The 19285-nt window shown below is 74.8% G+C and carries 13 protein-coding genes; 9 read left to right on the top strand and 4 right to left on the bottom strand.

Translation table 11 applies throughout. From position 1 onward, the window contains the following. Positions 1–300 precede the first annotated feature (300 nt). The 7 genes from ABTZ99_RS22885 (at position 301) to ABTZ99_RS22855 (ending at position 13164) form a co-directional block, all read left to right on the top strand. Positions 301–7536 (top strand): SDR family NAD(P)-dependent oxidoreductase, encoded by a 7236-nt coding sequence (locus tag ABTZ99_RS22885; protein ID WP_499613723.1) that lies wholly within the window; start codon positions 301–303, stop codon positions 7534–7536. Then, positions 7533–8810: a cytochrome P450 gene (locus tag ABTZ99_RS22880; RefSeq protein WP_499613720.1), complete on the top strand. Its 1278-nt coding sequence runs from the start codon at positions 7533–7535 to the stop codon at positions 8808–8810. The genes ABTZ99_RS22885 and ABTZ99_RS22880 overlap by 4 nt, the downstream gene beginning before the upstream one ends. Next, on the top strand, positions 8807–9781 hold the full coding sequence (locus tag ABTZ99_RS22875) for an SDR family NAD(P)-dependent oxidoreductase (protein WP_498781797.1): 975 nt from the start codon (positions 8807–8809) through the stop codon (positions 9779–9781). The genes ABTZ99_RS22880 and ABTZ99_RS22875 overlap by 4 nt, the downstream gene beginning before the upstream one ends. A 118-nt stretch (positions 9782–9899) precedes the next feature. Next, positions 9900–10484, top strand: coding sequence for a DUF6230 family protein (locus ABTZ99_RS22870; RefSeq protein WP_499613716.1), 585 nt, complete (start codon positions 9900–9902; stop codon positions 10482–10484). Further along, positions 10481–10855, top strand: coding sequence for a DUF6114 domain-containing protein (locus tag ABTZ99_RS22865; protein ID WP_498781794.1), 375 nt, complete (start codon positions 10481–10483; stop codon positions 10853–10855). Before ABTZ99_RS22870 ends, ABTZ99_RS22865 begins: the two co-directional genes overlap by 4 nt. Then, positions 10852–11493: an SDR family NAD(P)-dependent oxidoreductase gene (locus tag ABTZ99_RS22860; protein ID WP_498781792.1), complete on the top strand. Its 642-nt coding sequence runs from the start codon at positions 10852–10854 to the stop codon at positions 11491–11493. Before ABTZ99_RS22865 ends, ABTZ99_RS22860 begins: the two co-directional genes overlap by 4 nt. A 591-nt stretch (positions 11494–12084) precedes the next feature. After that, positions 12085–13164 (top strand): cellulose binding domain-containing protein, encoded by a 1080-nt coding sequence (locus tag ABTZ99_RS22855; RefSeq protein ID WP_499613712.1) that lies wholly within the window; start codon positions 12085–12087, stop codon positions 13162–13164. A 59-nt stretch (positions 13165–13223) separates the two neighbouring features. Here the strand turns inward: ABTZ99_RS22855 and ABTZ99_RS22850 are convergent, their stop codons facing one another. Both ABTZ99_RS22850 and ABTZ99_RS22845 read right to left on the bottom strand, forming a co-directional pair. Next, positions 13224–15482, bottom strand: a complete 2259-nt coding sequence (locus tag ABTZ99_RS22850; protein ID WP_499613709.1) for a WD40/YVTN/BNR-like repeat-containing protein — start codon at positions 15480–15482, stop codon at positions 13224–13226. 127 nt (positions 15483–15609) lie between these two features. Further along, positions 15610–16491 carry a S1 family peptidase gene (locus tag ABTZ99_RS22845; protein ID WP_499613706.1) on the bottom strand — a complete coding sequence of 294 codons (882 nt, stop codon included), beginning with the start codon at positions 16489–16491 and terminating at the stop codon, positions 15610–15612. 114 nt (positions 16492–16605) lie between these two features. Between ABTZ99_RS22845 and ABTZ99_RS22840 the strand changes: the two genes are divergently transcribed. After that, the gene (locus ABTZ99_RS22840) at positions 16606–17451 is read left to right on the top strand and encodes a DMT family transporter (RefSeq protein ID WP_498781788.1); all 846 of its coding nucleotides are present in this window, start codon (positions 16606–16608) and stop codon (positions 17449–17451) included. Between the two features lie 53 nt (positions 17452–17504). On the opposite strand, the gene ABTZ99_RS22835 is transcribed toward ABTZ99_RS22840, so the two are convergent. Then, complete coding sequence (locus ABTZ99_RS22835) at positions 17505–17894, bottom strand: hypothetical protein (RefSeq protein WP_499613704.1); 390 nt, start codon at positions 17892–17894, stop codon at positions 17505–17507. 296 nt (positions 17895–18190) lie between these two features. Next, positions 18191–18355, bottom strand: coding sequence for a hypothetical protein (locus ABTZ99_RS22830; protein WP_498781786.1), 165 nt, complete (start codon positions 18353–18355; stop codon positions 18191–18193). Positions 18356–18404: 49 nt separating this feature from the next. Here ABTZ99_RS22830 and ABTZ99_RS22825 point away from each other — a divergent pair, with 49 nt between their 5' ends. Beyond that, positions 18405–19238, top strand: a complete 834-nt coding sequence (locus ABTZ99_RS22825) for an NYN domain-containing protein (protein ID WP_498781785.1) — start codon at positions 18405–18407, stop codon at positions 19236–19238. Positions 19239–19285 lie beyond the last annotated feature (47 nt).

Below are 19285 nucleotides of genomic sequence, written 5' to 3'. Positions count from 1 at the left end.
CCGCTCACCGGTTCGCCGAGATCTCCGCCGGCCGGTGCGGTCGGACCTGATCCACACCATCGGAGGCCCCCGGTCGGGTGTGCCGGGATCGGCCGCATCGGATGCCTGGCCCCACGAGTCCGACGTGGACGGTCCGGTGGCCGCACCGTCGGGGGGCGGCCACCGGTCCGGGTGAACCTGGCGGTCTGCGTTGGCGGGGCCGTGTCGCGGCCGGCAAGGCTGGTGGCGGACCGGGCCGGCGGCGGCGAGGGGTGAGGCGTGCACACTGCGAACGATCACGAGGACCATTCCGTCGCCATCGTGGGTGCGGCCTGTCGGCTGCCCGGCGGGATCGACGACCTCGCCGGGCTGTGGCAGGCGCTGGTCGACGGCCGGGACCTGGTGGGCGAGGCGCCGGCGGACCGGTTCGACCTCGGCCGGTTCACCGACCGCGACCTGCCGCGCCCCGGCAAGGGCTACACCACGGCGGGCGGGTACCTCGACGACCTCGCGGGGTTCGACGCGGCGCACTTCGGCATCTCGCCGAAGGAGGCCGGGCAGATGGACCCGCAGCACCGGTTGCTGCTGGAACTGGCGGCCGAGGCGCTGGACGACGCCGCGATCGCGCGCGAGGCCCTGGCGGGCAGCGACACGGCGGTGTTCGTCGGCATCTCCGACAACGCCTACGGCGGCCTGCAGATGATGGACGCGCGCGGGATCAACGCCTACACCATGTCCGGCGCCGCGTCCTCGATCGCCGCCAACCGCATCTCCCACTGCCTGGACCTGCGCGGACCGAGCATGGCCGTGGACACCGCCTGCTCCTCGTCGCTGGTGGCGTTCGACCAGGCGTGCCGGGCGGTCCTGGACGGCACGAGCCGCACGGCCCTGTGCGGCGGGGTGAACGCGTTGGTCAGCCCCTACCACTACATCGGGTTCTCGCAGGCGTCGATGCTGTCGAGGAAGGGCCGCTGCTCGGCGTTCTCCGCCGACGCCGACGGGTTCGTGCGCGCCGAGGGCGGCGGGCTGGTCGTGCTCAAGCGGCTCGCGGACGCCCGGGCCGACGGCGACCGGATCCACGCCGTGGTGCTGGCCAACGGCAGCAACAGCGACGGCCGCACCATGGGCCTGTCCCTGCCCAACGCCGAGACCCAGGAGGAGTTGCTCCGCGCGGTGTACGCCAGGGCCCGCGTGCACCCGGACGAGATCGCCTACTTCGAGGCGCACGGCACCGGCACGCCCGTGGGTGACCCGATCGAGTGCACCGCGATCGGCCGGGCGCTGGGACGTCGCCGCACCGCCGGCCCGCTGCCGATCGGTTCGGTCAAGAGCAACGTGGGCCACCTCGAACCGGCCTCCGGCATCGTCGGCCTGCTCAAGGCCGTGCTGGTGCTGCGGCACCGGCTGATCCCGCCGTCGCTGCACGCCGACCCGCCCAACCCGGACATCGACTTCACCGGCCTCGGCCTGGCGGTGGCCACCGCGCCGCGCCCCATCCCCGGCGACGACCGGATCGTGGCCGGCGTCAACTCCTTCGGCTTCGGCGGCGCCAACGCCCACGTCGTGCTGGCCTCGCCGCCCGCGCCGGAACCGGTCGAGCCGCAGGGCGACCAGCCACGTCCGGTGCTGGTGTCGGCGAGCTCACCCGAGGCGCTGGAGCAGGCCACCGCGGACCTCGTCGACCACCTCGGCCGCACCGAGGACTTCTACGACCTCGCCTACACGACGTGCGTGCGCCGCGGCCACCACCGGTACCGCCGGGCGGTGCTCGCCACCGGTCCCGCGGAGGCCGCCCGCCTGCTGCCCGACGCGACGCCGGTCGAGGCCGTCGGCGAGGGCCGACTCGGGTTCGCCTACTCCGGCAACGCCTCGCAGTGGGCCGGCATGGGCGCGGACCTGTTGTCCGACAAGGACTTCCGGGTCGCCGTGGAGCAGGTGGACACCGCGCTCACCGCGTACCTCGGCTGGTCCGTGCTGGACCGCCTCACGACGGTCACCGCGGCCGAGCTGGCCGCCACCGAGATCGCCCAGCCGCTGCTGTTCGCCGTCCAGGTCGGCGTCACGGAGGTCCTGCGCGCCAACGGCATCGTGCCCACGGCCGTGCTCGGCCACAGCGTCGGCGAGGTGGCCGCCGCCTGGGCCGCCGGCGCGCTGCCGCTGGACCAGGCCGCCTGGGTGATCGCCGAGCGCAGCCGGGCCCAGGCCCCGACCGCCGGTGGTCGGATGGCCGCGGTGCCGCTGTCCCCCGACGAGCTGCGCCGGCTGCACCCGGCGGCGGAGATCGCCGGGATCAACACGCCCAACGACGTCACCGTCGCGGGCCCGGCCGACGCCGTCGCGGCCCTGGTCGCCGACCTCGCCGCCCACGACGTCGCCTGCGCCGACCTCGGCCTGGACTACGCCTTCCACACCGCCGCGATGGACCGGGTCCGCGAGCCCCTGTGCGCCGCGCTCTCCGGCCTGGCCCCGGCCGCCACGACGATCCCCCTGTTCTCCACCGTCACCGGCGCCGTGATCGACGGCGCCGAGCTGGACGCGGACTACTGGTGGCGCAACGTCCGCGAGCCGGTCCGCTTCGCCGACGCCGTCACCCACGCGCTGGCCGACGGCGTGGACGTGCTGGTCGAGATCGGCCCGCACCCCGTGCTGCGCGGCTACCTGCGCAAGCTCGCCGCCGCACGCCCGCAGACCCCGACCGCGGTCGTGCCCACGCTGCACCGCGACGCCGACGGCCCGGCCGCCACCCGCACCGCCGTGGCCACCGTGCTCGCCGCGGGCGGCCTGGTCGACCGCGACCGCTACTTCCCGACCCCCGGCCGCGTCACCGACCTGCCCGCCTACCCCTGGCAACGCCAGCGGCACTGGGAAGGCACGCCGGAGCAGTGGCTGCGCACCAGCGGCGACGGCCTCGTGCACCACCCGATGCTCGGCGAACGCCTGCCGTCGCCGCAGCCGTTGTGGCACGGCCCGGTGGAGCCGGTGCTGGTGCCGTGGCTGGTCGACCACCGGCTCGCCGGCTCCGTGGTGATGCCCGCGGCCGGTTTCGTGGAGATGGCGCTCGCGGCGGGCAACCAGGCCCTCGGTCACCCGGTCGAGGTGCGGCACCTGGAGATCAGCCGACCCCTGGTGGTGCCCTGGCCCGACGCGGCGAGCGTGCACACGCAGGTCTCGCTCGACCCGCGCGCCGGCACCGTGACCATCACCAGCACCGACGGCGCCGATCCCGATCCCCGCGCGCACGTGCGCGGCCGGGTCCGCCGGCTGATCGGCCGAGCGCCCGCGCCGCGGGACCTCGCCGCCCTGCGCGCCGGTCTGACCCGCCGCGTCGACGGCCGCGACCAGTACGCCGAGCTGGACGGGCTCGGCCTCAGCTACGGCCCCGCGTTCCAGGTGCTCACCGAGGTGCTCGTCGGCGACGGCCGGGTGCTGGCCTCCTACCGGCACGACCACCCGGCGGACGACTTCGCGCTCCACCCCGTGCTGCTCGACGGCGCCCTCCAGGCGGGTGCGCCGCTGATCACCCGGAAGCTCCCGGAGGACGCCTTCCTGCCCGCCGCGTTCGACACCCTGCGGGTGTGGCGCACCCCGGCGGACGAGGGCTTCGTGGACGTCCGCGAACGGATGCTCACCTCCAGCGAGGCCTGCTGGGACATCACCGTGCTGGACGCCGACGGCGCCGTGACCGTCGAGGTCGAGGGCGCCCGGATGCGCCGGATCGGCGGGACGGGGCGGATCGGGATCCGGCGCGGCCACACCGTGCTGCGCGCCGCGCCGCACCACGACGAGCCGGCGCCGCCGAGCCCGCTGCCCGGCGCGGACGAGGTGCTGGCCGCCGCCCGGCCCAGGCTCGAAGAACTGCGGGCGACCTTCGAAGCCGGGCTGGCCCGCGCCGGCGAGCTGCACGAGAGGGCCGCGGTGCACCGGACCGTCGAAGTGGTGCGGGAAGTGCTGCCGGGCGCGGTGGAGTTCTCGCTCGGCGACCTGGTGGCCGCGGGCCTGCTGACCAAGCACCTCCGGCTCGTGGAGCTGCAGCTGCCGCAGGCCGAAGCCGCGGGTCTCGTGCGGCCGGTGGCGCCGGGGCGGTGGCGGTTGTCCGGTGCCGTCGCGGACTCCGACGCGCTCGTGCGCCAGGTCTTGGCCGACGTGCCGTCGGCCGCGGTCGAGACGATCGTCGCCTTCGGCGCCAACCGCGCCGTGGTCGACGTGCTGCGGGGCGAGCTGGACCCGTTGGAGCAGTTGGCCACCGACGAGAACCAGCGGCTGCTGGCCCAGTTCTACGACCTCGGACCGGTCTGCCGCTTCCACAACCTGGTGGTCCAGGAGTTGGTGCGGCAGGTGGTGCGGCGGTGGCCGGCGGATCGGCCGCTGCGGGTGCTGGAGGTCGGCGCGGGCACCGGGGGCCTGACCGCCGCGGTGCTGCCCGTGCTGCCCGCCGATCGCGCCCACTACACGTTCACCGACGTGTCGTCGTACTTCACCTCCCGCGCCGAACAGCGGTTCGCCGAGCACGAGTGGGTCCGGTGCGGCACGTTCGACCTGGACCGGCCGCCGGCCGAGCAGGGGTTCGCCGAGGGCGCGTTCGACGTCGTGCTGGCCGCCAACGCGCTGCACACGGCGAAGGACCTGACCCGGGCGCTGACGCACGTCGCGGCCCTGCTGGCGCCCGGCGGCAGGTTGCTCGCCTGCGAGTCGCACAACCCGGTCGTGCTCGCACCGGTCTTCGGCCTGTTCGACAGCTTCTGGCACGCCGAAGACCGGGACCTGCGGCCACGCACCGTGCTGCTCGACCGCGACCGGTGGCCGGACCTGCTGCGCCGGACCGGTTTCACCGACGTCGTGCAGACCGGCGCGGAGACCGCGCGGCTGCGCGGGGACTTCTCGGTGCTGATGGCGACGGCGCCGGACACCGACCGCGACCGGCCGCCGTTGCCGGCGGGTGATCCGGACGTGCGCCGGACGCTGCTCGTGGAGACCGCCGCCGAAACGCCGCTGGCCGAGCGGACCGCACGGCTGCTGCACCTGGCCGGCTGCCCCGAGCCGCGGGTCGTGCCGGCCGCCGAGTGGACGCCGGACGGCACCGACCCCGTGCTGATCCTCGGTGAACCGGGAACGCCGCTCCTGGACCGGACCACGCGGTGCGCGGCGCTGCTGCGGTCGATCGCCGAACGACCCGGCGCTGGCGCCGTGTGGCTGGTGACCCGACCCTGTGGCGCGATCCCGACCGAGGTCGAAGCGCCCGGTGACGCGGCGGTCTGGGGCGTGGCGCGCGTGGTCGCCAACGAGTGCCCCGACGTGGTGGTGCGCCGCGTCTCCCTCGCCCGCGCGGGCGATCCCGCCGAGCGGCTGGCCAGGGAGCTGCTGGCGCCGAGCGCGGAGGACGAGATCGCGCTGACTCCCCACGGCCGGTTCACGCCCCGCGAGGTCGACCTGCCCGACACGGTGCCCGATCCCGCCGCGTACCAGCTGGAGGTGCGGTCGCCCGGCTTGTCCTACGAGCTTGGCTGGCGTGCGGTCGACCGCCCCGAACCAGGGCCGGACCAGGTGCGGGTCGCGGTGCGGGCCGCCGCGCTGAACTTCCGGGACGTCATGCAGGCCACCGGGTTCCTGCCGGCGGAGAGCTACGAGTTCACCGGCCTGCACGCGCCCGGCCTGGAGTGCGCGGGCGTGGTCACGGCGGTCGGCGAGGGGGTGACCCGGTTCGCCGTCGGCGACCGGGTGGCCGGGCTGGCGCCGGGCTCGCTCGCCTCCGAGGTCGTCGCGCCGGCCCGCTCGTTGATGCCGGTGCCCGGGTCGATGACCGACACCGAGGCGGCGACGATGCCGGTGGTGTTCGGCACCGTCGTCTACGGCCTGGGCCGGCTGGCCCGGCTGGAGGCCGGCGAGACGGTGCTGGTGCACGGCGGCGCGGGCGGTGTCGGGCTGGCCGCCCTCCAGTACGCCCGGGCCCGCGGCGCCACCGTGATCGCCACGGCCGGCAGCCCCGCGAAGCGGACCCTGCTGCGCACCCTCGGTGTCGCGCACGTGCTGGACTCGCGCACCCTCGACTTCGCCGACGAGGTCCGCCGGCTCACCGGCGGGCGCGGGGTGGACGTCGTGCTCAACTCGTTGGCCGGTCCGGCGATCGTCCGCGGCCTGGAGCTGCTGCGCCCCGGCGGCCGGTTCGTCGAGCTGGGCAAGCGCGACATGTACGAGGACAACGACCTCCCGCTGCGCCCCTTCGCCAACAACCTGGCCTTCTTCGGCGTCGACCTGTCCGCGCTGTCGACCGACCCGGTGGTCGCCGAACGGCTGCTCGCCGAGGCCATGGACGACGGCGCCTTCCGCCCGCTGCCGCACGCGGTCTTCCCCGCCGGGCGGATCGGCGAGGCGTTCCGGCAGCTGCAGCACTCCTGGCACGTCGGCAAGGTCGTGGTCTCCTTCGACCCCGGCGCCGAACCGGTGGTCGTGGCGGGCACACCGGCGGTCCCCGCCCTCGATCCCGCCGGGACCTACCTGGTGACCGGCGGACTGGGCGGGTTCGGCGCGGCCACCGCGCGGTGGCTGGCCGACCGCGGCGCGCGGCACCTCGCCCTCGTCGGTCGACGTGGCGCGGACTCGCCCGAAGCGCCGGCGCTGCTCGCCGAGCTGACGGCACGCGGAGTGCACGCCGCGGCGCACGCGGCCGACGCCGCCGACCCGGAGGCCATGCGCCGGATCATCACCGACCTGGACCCACCGCTGCGCGGTGTCGTGCACGCCGCGATGCACCTCGACGACGCGCCGCTCACCGAACTGGACGACGAGCGCTTCCGCGCCGTGCTCAGCCCCAAGCTCGGTGGCGCGGTCGTGCTCGACGAGCTGACCAGGGACCTCGACCTGGACCTGTTCGTGCTCTACTCGTCGGGCGCGGCGCTCGTCGGCAACCCCCAGCAGGCTCCCTACGTGGCGGGGAACCTGTTCCTGGAAGCCCTGGCGCGCCGACGTCGCGCCCTCGGGCTGCCGGGCACGGCGATCGCGTGGGGCGCGATCGGCGAGACCGGTTACGTCGCCCGCAACGACTTCGGCGCCGCGATGTCCGCGATCGGGCTGGACCCGATCGCACCGGCGGACGCGCTCGACGGGTTGGGTGCGCTGCTGGCCGCGGACCACGCCGTGGCCAGTGTCGGTCGGTTCGACTGGTCGATGCTCAGCACCGTGATGCCCGCCCTGCGCGGGCCGCGGTTCGGCGCGCTGGTCCGGCCACCCGACGCCGCCGCCGGAGAGCGCAAGGAGGAGCTGATCCGCAAGCTCGGCCGGATGGCGCCGGAGGAGGCGGTGGCCGCCATCTCCGAGCAGGTCACCTCGCTGCTCGGCGACGTGCTGCGGATGGACCCGGGCGCCATCGACCACCACCGCCGCATCGACCACTACGGCATGGACTCGCTGATGGCCGCCGAACTGCTGGTCTCCGCCCGCCGCCGCTTCGACGTCGAGATACCGCCGCTGGAGCTCGCCCGGTCCGGTGGCACGGTCGCCGACATCACCGAGCTGATCCGGCTGCGCCTGGGTCTGCGCCGGCCGGAGAAGGTGTCCTCGTGACGACGCGCCGACCGGCACGGGCCTCCCTCGTCGACACGATCGCGCTCGGCGCCCTGGTGCTCGTGCCCACCCTCGCCCAAGGCGCGATCCTGCGGCGGCGGCGCATGGTGGGGCTGGCCGCCCGGTGGGACACCAACGACTGGGCGTGCCGGGTGCTGCGCCGGCTGCGCGACAAGCACGGCACGGGACCGTTGCTGGTCAAGGTGTTGCACCGCCGGGTGTTGCTGCTGCTGTCGCCGGAGGACGCCCGGCAGGCGTTGGCGCGGACCACGCTCTCGCTCACCGCCGCGAGCCGGGACAAGGTCGCCACCCTCGGCCACTTCGAGCCCGGCGCGGTGCTGCTGTCCCGCGGCCTCATCCGGGAGGAACGCCGCCGCTTCAACGAGTCCGTGCTCGACTACCCCAAGGCCGACCACCACCTGTGCCCCGCCTTCGACGCCGTCATCCGCGCCGAGGCGGCCGACCTGATCGGCCGCACGACCGGCCGCGGGGCGGACCTGACCTGGGACGAGTTCGTGCGCACCTACCGGCGGATCGTGCGGCGGGTGGTCCTGGGCGACGTCGCCAAGGACGACGAGCAGCTCACCGCGCTGCTCGACACCCTGCGCGGCGACGCCAACTGGTTCCGGCTGCGGCCGCGGCGCGAGGCGTTGCGCGAGCGGTTGTGGGACCGGGTGCTCGGCTACCTCGACGAGGGGTCCGGCGGGCTGGCCTCGTGCGTGGCCGAAGCGCCCCGGACCGCGCGGACCCTGCCCCAGGCGCAGGCCCAGCACTGGCTGTTCGCCTTCGACGCCGCCCCGATCGCCACCTTCCTGGCGCTGGGCCTGCTGGTGGGCCACCCGGACCGGACGCGAACCGACCACGACTACCTGCGCGCGTGCGTGCGGGAGTCGTTGCGGCTGTGGCCGACGACCCTGGCCATCCTGCGCGACACCACCCGGCGCACGACCTGGTCGGACGGCAGCACCGTGCCGGAGGGGACCGCGGTCGTCTACTACAGCTCCTACTTCCACCGCGACGGCGGCCGCCTGCCCTACGCCGACCGGTTCGAGCCGGAGGTGTGGCTGGACGGCCGGGCGGCGGAGGACTGGTCGCTCGCGCCGTTCAGCCGGGGTCCGGCCGAGTGCCCGGGGCAGCACCTGGTGCTCTTCACCAGCGCCACCCTGCTCTCGGCGCTGCTCGACCAGGGCTTGCGGCAGGTCGGCGGCGTCCGGTTGACGCCGGACCGCCCGCTGCCCCGCACGGCCGACCACCACGCGCTGCGGTTCGCATGAGCCGGGTGGTCGGGCGGCTGCTCTTCTCCCGGTCGCGGGTGCGCCCGGCCCGGTTGCGCCGGGCGGTGCGGGACCGGGTCGTGGCCGTCACCGGCGCCTCTCACGGCGTCGGCAGGCAGACCGCGCGGCTGCTGGCCGACGCGGGCGCGACCGTGCTCGTGCTGGCCCGGTCGGCGCACCTGCTGGACGAGCTGGTGGAGCAGGTCCGGGCGAACGGCGGGCGGGCCCACGCCTACCCCGTCGACCTCGCCGACTTCACCGCCGTGCGCGAGGTCGCCGAGCGGATCCTCGCCGAGCACGGGCCGGTCGACGTGCTGGTCAACAACGCGGGCAAGTCGATCCGGCGCTCGGTCGAGCTGTCGGGGCGGCGCTTCCACGACTTCCGACGGCTCACGGACGTCAACTACCTCGGCCCGCTGCGGCTGACGCTCGACCTGCTGCCGGCCATGCGCGCGGCCGGGCGCGGCCGGATCGTGTCGGTGTCCACGTTCGCCGCGCGGATGCCGCCGTTCCCCCGGTGGGGCGGCTACCAGGCGTCCAAGGCCGCGTTCGACGTGTGGCTGCGCGCGCTGGCGCCCGAGGTGGCCGGTGACGGCATCCGGGTCGTGCCGGTCTACCTCGGCCTGGTGGACACCAGGATGAGCGCGCCGCTGCTGGCCGCGCGCCGGGTGCCGGCGTTGGACGTGCGGGACGCGGCGCTCACCGTGTGCGCGGCGGTGTGCACGCGGCGGCACAGCCTCGGTCCGTGGTGGTGCCTGCCGGCCGAACTGGGCGCGGGGTTGGTCTCCCGGCCGCTGCGGGCGGTCCTGGCGTGGTGGTACCGCCGCGGTCGGGACACGCCGGCCGCGGTGCGCGCCGCCCGTGCGCCGGCGGACTGGCCGAGGCCGGAGTCGCTCCCCGCCCAGGCCGAGCGCGGGTCGCCCCCCGGACGGGTGCCCGCGGCCCGTCCCGAGCGGTCCGAGCAGCCGTGACCACGCGGCGTGAGCGCCGGTCACGCGTCCGGGGAATGGCCGGTCACCCGGGCCGGCGCGGATCATGGCCGCGGACCGCGGTGTCCCGGCCCCGACAGGCGCGAGCCGAGGAGTGTCGATGGAGCTGCGTGATCGTCCGACAGGTCGCACGAGCCTGCCGCGGCTGGCCGCCGTGCTCGTGGCGACGGCGGTGGCGGGCGCGGTGGTCCTCGGTGGTATCGCCGAGGGCGTCATCGGGGTGTCGTTCACCAGCGGCAGCCCCTTCACCGTGACGGTGGACCGGGTGGAGTCCGACGGGTTGCGCATCGTGCCGGGCGCGTCGTCCGGCGATCCCGGGGTGCCCACCCTGCTGGCGCGGCTGCCCACCGCCGAGTTGTCCGGGCTGTGCCAGTCGGTGACGGTCGACCTGCCGGTGGTGGGTCGGGTGACGACCGTGCTGCGGGCCCCGCACGTGCGCACGACCGACCTGGTGCTGGAGGTGCGCGGCATCACCGGCGGCCTGGACGTGGGCCGACTCCGGCTCGGGCCGGTGGCGGACGCGGGCGGCACGCCGGGCTACCAGGCGGGCCGGACCACGCTCACCGACCTCAGGATCACCGCGGGCACGGTCACCGCCGGCACGTTCACGGTCGCGGACCTCGACCTGAGCCACCACAAGGGCGACGAGGGCTGTCCGTCCACACAGGACGGACAGGGCCGGTGAGCGGCGGCTTCACCCGCTTCCGGCGGTCCTGCCCGTTCCTCGCCGGCGTGCTGACCACCGCGGCCGGGCTGGAACTGGTCCTCGTGGTCGGCGCCGTGCCCGGTGCGCTGCGCTTCGCGGGTGCGGGCGCGCCGGCGAGCTGGCTCCTCGGCGGCGTGCTCGTCGTCGCGGGCGCGACCCTCCTGCTCGACCCGGCCCGCAGGCACTTCGCGGGCGCGGCGGCCCTCATCGCCGGACTGCTCAGCCTGGTCGGCGCCAACCTCGGCGGGTTCCTGCTCGGCTTCCTGCTCGCGGTCGCCGGTGGCGCACTGGCGCTGGCCTGGGTGCCCGACCGCGGCCCGGTCGGATCACCCGCGGAAGGCTCCTCATGAACGACGCCCGACTCCGGCACGCCGTGCGCGACAAGACGGTCCTGCTCACCGGAACGTCCAGCGGCGTCACCGACGCCGCGACCCGTCACCTGACCCGGGCGGGCGCGCGGGTCCTGGTCGCCACGCACCCCGCGCACCGGCCGATCGGCGAGGTGCCGGTCTACCGGGCCGATCCGGCCACGCCGGCCGCCATGCGCGTGCTGGCCGAACGGCTGCTCGACGAGCACGACCGCCTCGACATCGTGATCCACACCGCGGGCACGCCGCCGCGGCGGCCGTCCTGCCGGGACTTCCAGGACACGATCAACACCCACTACGTCGGTCCGACGACGCTCATCCGCGGCCTGCTGCCCGCGCTGCGGACCGGCGGCTCGGCCCACCTGATCAACGTGTGCCCCGCGCACCTCCGCCTGCCCCTGCCGGCTCGCTGGGGCGGCCACCGCGCGTCGAAGGCCGCGTTCGACACCTGGTTCCGCGGCCTGGCCCTGAAAGGCCGCGACCGCGGCGTCACCACCACGACCGTCTACACCGGACTCGTCGGCGCCGACGCGGTCACGCTGATCTGCGACGCCATCACCTCGCGGCCGCGGCAGATCGCGCCCTGGTGGCTCAAGTGGCCCCACGCCATCGGCCATTGAGCTGAAAGTTTCGAAACGAGACGTCGAGTTCGCCGCCCGGCCGAGAGCCCGCGGTTAGCCCGAACAGCTCAGCTCACGTGGTCGCGCTGCCGTGCCGCCGCCGGTCCGCCGCAACGGTTCCGCGCTGGGGACGGCCGGGTGATCGCGCAGTTCACCAGGCCGATCCCGGTGTTCGACCACGTGCCGACGCGGGCGGGCGGCGGGCGTGGGCGGGCCGGCAATCGGCCGCACGCGACGCGCGGCCACCGGCCGTGACCGCGTCTCGATTGCCTTGCCAAGCGGAAACATTTCCAAGGACACTCCTGAACGTTTCAGAGCCGGACACCGACGTCGGGCGCCGGGCAGCCTTCACGCGCTCCGCCCCTGCCCGTGGTTGTGGAGGAACTGCCCGATGAGAACCGCGAACGCGTTGCCGTGCGCCGGTTCAGCGGTCGGCCACGCCATCCCCGTCGACACCGGCCAGGTCATCCGCTTCCTCCGGCGCCGGCGAACCGCCGTCGTCCGCCCTCGACGGGCAGGACCGAGTCGTCGCCCGACGAACGCCGCCGACGCCACCACCCACCGAGTTCACCTTCCCCGGAGGTCCGGTCCATGAAACGAAGGCACCTGCTCGCGAGCGCGGCCGCCGCCCTGACCCTGGTGGCCGCCGCGGTGCTCGCCGTCGGCACCGCGCAGGCCGACAGCGGCGTGAAGGTCATGCCGCTCGGCGACTCCATCACCGACGGCTTCAACGTCCCCGGCGGCTACCGCGTCGACCTGTGGCAGAAGCTCGTCGCCGGCGGCCGCACGGTCGACTTCGTCGGGTCGATGACCAACGGCCCGACCAGCCTCGGCGACCGCAACCACGAAGGCCACTCGGGCTGGACCATCGCCCAGATCGACAGCAACATCACCAACTGGCTGCGCACGTACACGCCGCGCACCATCCTGCTGCACATCGGCACGAACGACATGTACGGCAGCAACCCGGGTGGCGCGCCCCAACGCCTCTCCACCCTGGTCGACCGGATCACGACCCTGGCGCCGAACGCGGACCTGTTCGTCGCGACCATCGTGCCGCTGTCGTCCGGCGACGCGAACGTCCGCGCGTTCAACGCCACGATCCCCTCGATGGTGCAGAGCAAGGTCAACGCGGGCAAGAAGGTGCACCTGGTCGACATGTACCGCGCGCTGACCACCGCCGACCTCGCCGACGGCGTGCACCCCAACGCCGGCGGCTACTCGAAGATGGCCACCGCCTGGTACAACGCGCTGTTGTCCGTCCCGGGCAGCATCGACGACCCCACCACGACCACGACGACCACCAGCCAGACGAGCACGACGACCACCACCACAACCACGACGACCACCACGAGCCAGCCCGGTGGCGGGGCGTGCGCCGCGACCCACCGCGTGGTCAACTCGTGGGGCGGCGGCTACCAGGCCGAGGTGAAGGTGGCCAACACCTCCACCGCGTCGCTCAACGGCTGGACGGTCCGCCTGACCCTCCCGTCCGGCCACACCGTCAACAACCTCTGGGGCGGTGTGAACACCGGGACCAGCGGAGCCGTGTCGGTGCGCAACGCGCCGTACAACGGCTCGCTGGGCAGCGGGGCGTCGACCACGTTCGGCTACGTGGCCAACGGCCCGAACGCCAACCCGCCGCTCGACCTGACCTGCGTCAGCCCGTGATCCGCCGGTCGGACACCGCCGCGTCACGTCGACCCGGCGGTGTCCGGCCTCGCGGGTGATCAGGGCACGGTGGTCTCGTAGAGCCCACGGCCGAAGGTGGCCGCCACGAGCCGGTGGTTGCGGCCGTCGTACTCGATGTCGTCGACCGCGACCCTCGGCAGGCCGTGGCCCAGCCTGAGCCAGTGGCCTGGCGCGAGCGCGTTGCCGACGAACACGCCCTGGTCCGTGGCCACGTACAGCTGTCCGGCGCGGCCGAGCACGACGTCGTTCACCGGCGCCGACGGCAGGTTGCCCGAGACGTCGGTCCACCGGGCGCCCGCCGACCGGGTCGCCAGCACGTGCGGCTGCGCGGAGCCCGACCGGTAGCCGGACAGCGTCACGTACGCCGTGGCGGGGTCGCGCTCGGACACCGCGATCCGGGTGACCCACGGTTGGCCGTCGAGCACGTTCGCCCAGGTGGCGCCCAGGTCGCGGGTGAGCCACACCCGGCCGTCGTCGGTGCCGACCCAGATCGTGCGCGGGTCGGACGGCGCGGCGGCGACGGTGGTGATGGTGCCGTAGGGGTAGGTGTCCTGGCCCGGCCCGCCGGTCAGGTCCGGGCTGATCGGCGTCCAGGTCACCCCGTTGTCGGCCGACCGGTTGAGCCGGTTGCCGCCGTAGTACAGGACTTCCGGGTCCGACGGGTCGAACTGCACCGGGGTGAACCAGTTGCGGCGGTCCGCGGTCGTGGCCGGGGTGAAGAACGCCATCGTCGTGCCGCCGTCGGTGGACCGGAAGCAGTTGCCGTACTGGTAGCAGGCGAAGACGTTCTCCTTGTCGCGCGGGTTGATGATGTTCTCCTCGCCGTCGCCGCCGAGGTACTCGTTGAACGCCGGCCCGCCCCACGACCGCAGCGAGCCGTTGTCCTGGGTGCCGCCGGACACGCGCGTGACGTCCTGCGGGCTGATCGCCACGCTGTAGAACTGGGTCCACGGCTCGTGCTCGGCCTTGACCCAGCCGCCGTCGCCGTCGGCGTCCGACCGGTACACGCCGCCGTCGTTGCCGAGGTAGACCCGGGCCGGGTGGCGGGGGTCCCAGACCATGGCGTGGTGGTCGACGTGGATCGACGCGTCGTCGGCGGTCCAGGTCGCGCCGCCGTCCTTGGAGGTCAGCAGCGGGACGCCGGCGACGTGCACGTGCCGCGAGTCGTCCGGGTCGACCCAGACCTTGCCGAACCACCAGCCGAAGGTCGACTGCGAGGTCTTGAGCACGTCCGGCTCGGGCTGCCGCGTCCAGCTGTCACCGGCGTCGGAGGAGGTGTAGAAGCCGGCGAAGGGTCCCGCGGTGCTGTTGACGATGGCGTACAGCCTGCCCGGTTCGGACGGCGAGACGCCGATGCCGATGCGGCCGACGTCGGGACCGGCCGCCGGCAGCCCGCCCGCGAGCCGCTGCCAGGTCAGGCCGCCGTCGGTGGAGCGGTAGACGCCCGAGCCCACGCCGCCGTAGATCCGCTTCACGGGGGTCCGGCGGTGGTCCCACAGCACCGCGTACACGCGCTTGGGGTCGGTCGGGTCGATCTGCACGTCGACCGCGCCGGTGAACTCGTTCGGCACGTCGAGCACGCGCCGCCAGCTGCCGCCGCCGTCGGCGGAGAGGTACACGCCCCGGTCGCCGCCCGCGCTGTAGAGGGAGCCGTTGGCGGCGACGAACAGGCGGTCGGGGTCGGTGGGGTCGATCGCGATGCCGCCGACGGCGCCGGAGTCGCGCAGGCCGACGTTGCGCCACGACGTGCCGCCGTCGGTGGAGCGGTAGACGCCGGTGCCCTCGTAGGTCACGCTGCCGCCGCCCGGGTTGGGCTCGCCGGTGCCGACGTACAGCGTGCCGTCACCGGCCGCCGCGACCGCGCCCATGGCCTGGGTGGCGTTGTCCGGCCACGCGGGGGCGAACGTGCGCCCGGCGTCGGTGGACCGCCACAGCCCACCGCTCGCGGCGGCGGCGTAGACGGTGTCGGCCCGGCGCGGGTCCAGCGCGAGGCTCACGATCCGGCCGCCGATGTTCGTCGGACCGATCGACCGCCACGGCGCGCCGGCGGCCGGGATCCGGTCGGCCTGGGCGGCGGCGAGGTCGTGCGCGTGCCGCGGGATGGTGTCGCCGCGGACGGCTTTCTGGAGGAACCGGTGCTCGGCGGGCGCCGACGGGCCGCGGACCGGGCGGTACTCGCCCGGCTGCCCGGTGCCCGGTGGGTCGGCGGCGAGGGCCGGTGGGTCGGCGGCGAGGGCCGGCGCGGGTGCGAGCAGCACCAGCGCGCCGGCGAGGACCAGCAGACGGCGGACTCTCATCGGGAACCCCCAGACGTGGACGTCGGCATGGCGTCGCGCACGCTAGGGGACGCGGTGGCCGGCCGGACACCGACGATCGTGGGTCGTTCTTGACAGTTGGTCGACGCGTGCCGGTCGTGGCGGGTGCTCAGCCGGTCACGAGGGCGAGCCCGTACGCCGACAGCGGCTCGGCGATCGGCTGGATCCACGTCGTCCCGCCGGTCGAGCAGTTGCCGGACCCGCCCGAGACCAGGCCGACCGCGCGGACCACCGTGCCCGCACCGGGGTTGGTGACGACGGGTGCGCCGGACGCGCCGGGCTCGGGGCACGCGTTCGCGCGGATGAGCTGGCCGACGCAGCCCTGCGGGTAGCAGACCGTGTGGTTGATCCCGGTGACGCTGCCGCACCGCCACCCCGAGACCGGGCTGGAGTAGCAGACCGACGAGCCGACCGGCGGGGTCGCGAAGCCGCTGACCGTGACGTCCGGGCCGCTGCTGTGCCGGTCGACCAGCGGCGTGGACACCGCGGCGGTCGACGCCACCCGGATCAGCCCGTAGTCGTTGGTCGGGAACGAGGAGCCGGCGCTCGGGCCGATGTAGCCGCCGACGCCGTGCCACTCGCTGCCCGTGCCGACGCAGTGGCCGGCGGAGAGGACGTAGCGGGTGGTGCCCGAGCGGGCGTTGAAGCCCAACGTGCACCGGGTGCTGCTGCTGTAGATCGCTTGCCCGCCAATGAGATCCCACACCGGGCGGGGCGCTTCGGCGACGTGCTCGACGGTGACCGCGCCGGCGCCGAGCCCGCGTGCCCACTCGGCGACGCCGGTCGCGTCGCCGTGCACCGAGACCACCACGGCCTCGGTCGCGGTGTCGACGTGCCACCCGGTGACGGTGTCCGGGCGCGTCGCCGCGCCCCGGTCCAGCCGTTCCGCGGCGAGGGCGGGCCCGGCGGTGTCGCCGGAGACCGGCCCGGCCGTGGTGAACGCGAGTCCGGCCGCCAGCACGGCCGCACCCGCTCGACGCGCGAAGGTCATGGTGCGCTCCCCTCCAGGATCGCGACGGTAACGGCCGCGGGAGCGCGCCGGATAGCGACCGTTCGTGGACATCACGTCACCCCGCGTGACCGGGGCGGCACCTACTCTGGTGAGGTGGGGATCGCGATCCTGTGCGCGCTGGCGGGTGCGGTGCTGAGCGCGGTCGGCGCCGCGCTCCAGCACGCGGGCGTCCGGGACGTCGGCGACCTCACCGTGCGCCGGTTCACCCGGCTGGCGGGCAACCGGCGGTGGCTGCTCGGGTTCGCGGTGCTGTTCGTCGCCGCGGTGCTGCAGATCCTGGCCCTGGCGATGGCGCCGGTGACGGTCGTCGCGCCGCTCGCCGTCATGTCGTTGCCGATCATCGCGGCGATCGGCGTCCGGCACGTGACGCGGGGGTTCGCGGTGGCCGTGATGGCGGCGACGGGCGGGGTGGCCACGTTCGTCGCGATCGCCGCGCGGTCCGCCGTGACGACGGACGTGCCGCCGGCGACGGCGCTGCGGGCGGGTCAGGTGGTCGCCGCCTTGGTGTGCGTGTTCGTCGTCATCGGCGCGTTCCGGAGCGGGACGGCACGTGCCCTCGCGCTGGCCGCCGGGGCGGGTGCGGCGTACGGGCTGGTCGCCGTGCTGGTGCGGGACGTGACGACCGCGCTGCCGCGGTTGCACTGGGTGTCGTTCGCCGGGTTGGCGGTGGCTTTCCTGGTCGGCGCGGCGCTGATCCAGCTGGGGTACGCGAGCGGCCCGGCGGACCTCGTGGTGGCCGGTCAGACCGTGGTGAACCCGATCGTCGCGGCGTGGATCGGGATGGTGCTGCTGGACGAGACCCAGGGAGCCGGCCGCGGCACGGTGATCGCCCTGGTGACGAGCGCCGCCGTGTCGCTGACGGGCATCGCCGCCATCGCCCGCTTCCACCGCCGCCGCCTGGCGTCCCTGCCGACCGACCACGCGCCCACGCCGCCGTGACCGCGCCATCCCGGTGGACGGCGGGATGGCGCGGGTGGTGCGGTACGACGTGGTCAGTCGGTGAGGACCACGTCGTAGTGGTAGTCACCGCAGACGGTGTGCAGGCGCGGTGGGTAGCGCCACAGGGTGGTCGAGCAGGTGCGCCACTGGAGGGGGTGCTCGTTCGCTCCCAGCGGGGCGAGGGAGACGGTCTTCGGTTCGTCGCAGGGCGCGGTGATCTTGCCGTAGGTGGAGCCCCACTTGTAGTCGATGTGCCGCAACGGCGCGCAGTCGCCGACGGTGATGACGAACGAGTTCGGTCCGTGCTCGGGGGACGTGTCGCCGGGGTTGTACCGGATCGTGGACACCTCGGCGGCGGTGGGGACGGCGGGGGTGGCGGCGGCGAGGCTGGTCGGGGTGAGGAGCAGGACGATCAGCAGGGCCAGTAATCGGCTGGGGGACACCAAGGCCTCCTCGGGAGTCGGGTACCGCCCGTCCGAGTGCCCACTCCACCGGTCCGCCACACCTGTGAGGTTCGGGGCGGGCGGCGGCAGGGCCGACAGCGGGGTGACCGGGAAGGGGCGATGGCGGGCCGGGGACGCGTGGTGGCCGGATGCGTTCGCACGCCGGACGCGCGGCGGGCAGGTGTGGTGGACCGGTGTCGACCCACGGCACCGGCGTTCGTGTTGCCGACGTCAGAACGCTCGCGCAGCGGCGAGGCGGCGTGCTCGACGCCGCGGCGGGCTGTGGCGGTCGGCGGTTAGTCCGGGTCCATCCCACCGGCGCCGGCGGTGCCCTCGGGCGTCGACTCGTCCGGTGTGGTGTTGGCGGAGCCCGACTGCTCGTCGGCGTAGGTCGGGCGCGAGTGCTCGTCGGCGAAGTCCGGCTCCCCCGCGGTGGCGGGGTCGGGTTCCGGTGTGGTCACGGCCATGGTGTATCCCTTCGGGGGACGGCCCAAACCAGCAGGGGAGATCGTGCGCATCGGGGTGTTCTACGACGGGACGTGGTTCGCTTACCTGAGCGATTTCTACGCCACCGCCCATCCGCGTCGGGCGCGGATCTCGCTGGCCGGGTTGCACGACGCGGTGCGCTGGCACCTCCACACCCGCACGGGCACCGCACTCGACGACTGCGTGATCCACGAGGCGCACTACGTGCGCGGTCGCATCGAGACCCCCGCGGCGGCGTTCGACGCGGCCTTGGCCGCCGCCGGGGTCACGCGGCACGACCTGCCCCTGCACGGCGGCAAGGAGAAGGGCGTCGACGTCCACTTCGCACTCGAGGCGTGGGAGCTCGCGACCACCGCGCCGTTGGACTGGGTCGTGCTGATCACCGGTGACGCCGACTTCACCCCGCTGGCCACCCGGCTGACCGGTCGCGGCATCGGGGTGATGGTGCCGGTCGTGGACGACCGGTCGGCCCCGGAGCTGCAACCGGCCTGGACGCCGCGCACGGCGGCGCCGCTGAGGGCCGCGGCGACCTCGACGCCCGCGTTCGACGACCTGTTCGCGCCCGCCGACCGCCTCGGCTACCCGTTGAACGGCCCGTTCGTGCGGTCCACCGAGGTCGTGGCCTCGCCCGCCGGCGCGCCGCGCGGCCGCCGTCGCGGCACCGTGACCGGCTGGAAGCCGGGGCAACCGCACGGGTTCATCACCGACAGCCGCGGCAGCTCGTGGTACGCCTCCCGCGACGACCTGCCCACCGGCCTCGCCATGCTGCCCACCGGCACACCGGTGTCGTTCACGGGATCGCCGGTGCCGTTGCCCGGCCGGAAGTACCCCCGCGCGGAGTCGATCCGGTTCGAGTGAACCGCCGGGGGGGGGGGGGGGGGGCCCGCCGCCCCCCCCCCCCGCGC

Source organism: Actinosynnema sp. NPDC002837, assembly GCF_040295345.1.
In the GTDB taxonomy this organism is placed as follows: domain Bacteria; phylum Actinomycetota; class Actinomycetes; order Mycobacteriales; family Pseudonocardiaceae; genus Actinosynnema.
This window is presented reverse-complemented; position numbering and strand designations above follow the sequence as displayed.

Excerpts from the sequence above, each read along its gene's own strand:
- ABTZ99_RS22855 (WP_499613712.1), top strand. The coding sequence starts at position 12,085 with ATGAAACGAAGGCACCTGCTCGCGAGCGCGGCCGCCGCCCTGACCCTG.
- ABTZ99_RS22860 (WP_498781792.1), top strand. The coding sequence starts at position 10,852 with ATGAACGACGCCCGACTCCGGCACGCCGTGCGCGACAAGACGGTCCTG.
- ABTZ99_RS22875 (WP_498781797.1), top strand. The coding sequence starts at position 8,807 with ATGAGCCGGGTGGTCGGGCGGCTGCTCTTCTCCCGGTCGCGGGTGCGC.
- ABTZ99_RS22850 (WP_499613709.1), bottom strand. The coding sequence starts at position 15,482 with ATGAGAGTCCGCCGTCTGCTGGTCCTCGCCGGCGCGCTGGTGCTGCTC.
- ABTZ99_RS22870 (WP_499613716.1), top strand. The coding sequence starts at position 9,900 with ATGGAGCTGCGTGATCGTCCGACAGGTCGCACGAGCCTGCCGCGGCTG.
- ABTZ99_RS22845 (WP_499613706.1), bottom strand. The coding sequence starts at position 16,491 with ATGACCTTCGCGCGTCGAGCGGGTGCGGCCGTGCTGGCGGCCGGACTC.